At 54.1% G+C, this 1967-nt stretch carries 1 protein-coding gene and 1 pseudogene; both read left to right on the top strand.

The genetic code is table 11. The features are described from left to right. The first annotated feature begins 549 nt into the window (after positions 1 to 549). Positions 550 to 675, top strand: a complete 126-nt coding sequence (locus U4E84_RS16750) for a hypothetical protein (RefSeq protein ID WP_322533241.1) — start codon at positions 550 to 552, stop codon at positions 673 to 675. Positions 676 to 985: 310 nt separating this feature from the next. After that, positions 986 to 1967, top strand: a pseudogene (locus tag U4E84_RS16745) (hypothetical protein); the annotation flags it as partial.

Here is a 1967-nt window from a genome sequence, read left to right as displayed (position 1 = left end):
AGAGAGGACGAGACGATCGTGAGCACCTCCTGCGACGTTTGAACCGGTAGTTGATCCCTCAGCACCTTGAGTCAAAAAACTCCGTCTCGGTGCCCTCAGACGCAGAGGATCGCGGTGAACGGTCGTAACTATTCGTCACTACCGTCTTCGGCTTCGTCTTCAGCATCCGGTTGAAGCCTTACGCCAAGGCTGAGTAGCGCGATCCCACCGGCCGTGGTGGCATGTATCTGATAGGTCGTCTCACATGGACGGTTCACTCGGTTGGCCAGGAAAGTTCGAAACTATGATCGAGCAGTTTGCTTCATGAGTGCTATTGACTAACATGCTCGGATAGCTCTCCGGGCGAAGTGTTGGGTTGTCGCACCAGTATTACTGACAGGTCCACCTCGACGCAGGCCCTGAGTTTCGACCGAACTCTCTATCGAAGATCTCCTAATTACGTTAATTGACGAGAAGCTGTTCGACAGTCAAAGTATACCACTTTAGTCCAAAATACCAGATTCATTTAATAATCGGAATGGCTTTAACACCAGAGAAATTATATGTTCTATGGCGGAGACCACGATACCGGTATCCAACGATACGCATGAAGTTGTTCGATCGAAGAAGCGTGGCGGTGAAACCTTTGATACTCTCGTAAAGAGGGTGTTTGAGGAGTATCAGCCGGACGCATAAGTAAGCCAAGTATTGAACGGCTGGCGAAGATGAGAGATCTGTGTAGGGCCTCTCTCGCCAGCATTCTACCATACTGGTGACAACAGCAGCCAAGGCAAACTAATGCCTTTCGTACTATTACAGACGTACGAAGGCTATTTAATTGCTTCGTAGCTGGTTGTCGCCGAGGTATGCGCCCCATCCTATGAACGGCGCAAACAACTAATGAAAAAAGACAATCAGCAGATCGAGGAGGAGAATAGAGCAGTCACAGGCATCCAAGCCTGGAAGAAAGTGGTCGAGCAGCATCTCGTGGAGATCGGTGAGTAGCGTGGGCGACGATCAGATCGTTGGGCAAGCGGGGAATTGCGTAGTCCACGTCACACCGACCGACACCGACTACGTCCAGATCACTGCTGAGTACGACGGTGAGACCGGCGGGACCACCTCCATCCCGAAGAACCGGTGGGTCGGTAGGAGTGGCCTCACAGAGTACGCGACAAACATCTCTGGTCAGATCGGAGCTGACTACGATACAATCCTCGAAGCCCTCAAGGACGCCCGTATGCGAGCGTTGGCCTCGTGGAATTGGAAGACGTTCACACAAACGGGTTCGGCGACAGCGCCGAGTTTAGAACACCTTGAGTCGCTCACTGTCCCCGACGGGCACACAGACAACTACCCGACTACGGAAGAGCTCAGAGAATCCCTCCGTGAGTCTGTCGAGAACGCGATGCAGAAGTGTCTCTACTACGCGTTCGCATCCCCGACCGGGATAGGGAAGTCGTTCCTCATGGCGACAACAGAGTGGCTTACGATGCCCGAAGTGACCGGGGGACGACAGGTAGTTCACCTATCACCGACGGGCAAATCCCGGAAGAACGCCGTTGGATACTCCGAGAAGAACGGACGTTCACACTACGTCCTCCTCGGCCGGGACGAGATCTGTCCGGTGTGCGGGGGCGACCACGATCCCGATAGCGATGGTACAACGATAACGGTAGATAAGGAGCCCGTGAGTGAGTGGATAAATCGAATGTGCAACAAGAGGGGGCTCCCCCTCCACTACGTAGAGGATATTCTCCCCGACGTTGCGGACCAGGATATCGACGAGTCCCTGTGCCACGGAGAGAATGGGAAGTGCCCGGCCAGCGAGCAGTGGGAAGAGATCCAGGATTCAATCCGTGACGATCCCGACCGTGACGTGATCCACGCCACTCACCAGTTCGCCTTCGTTTCCACTCTCCGTCACAACAACAACGTAGCGTTCGACGAGCAGCCCTCGTTCGCTGAGATCGGTCCAGGTGACGTGA

The sequence above is a fragment of the Halorubrum sp. AD140 genome, from assembly GCF_034497445.1.
Classification (GTDB): domain Archaea; phylum Halobacteriota; class Halobacteria; order Halobacteriales; family Haloferacaceae; genus Halorubrum.
Note: the sequence above shows the minus strand (reverse complement) of the source record. Positions and strands in the feature narration are given on the sequence as shown.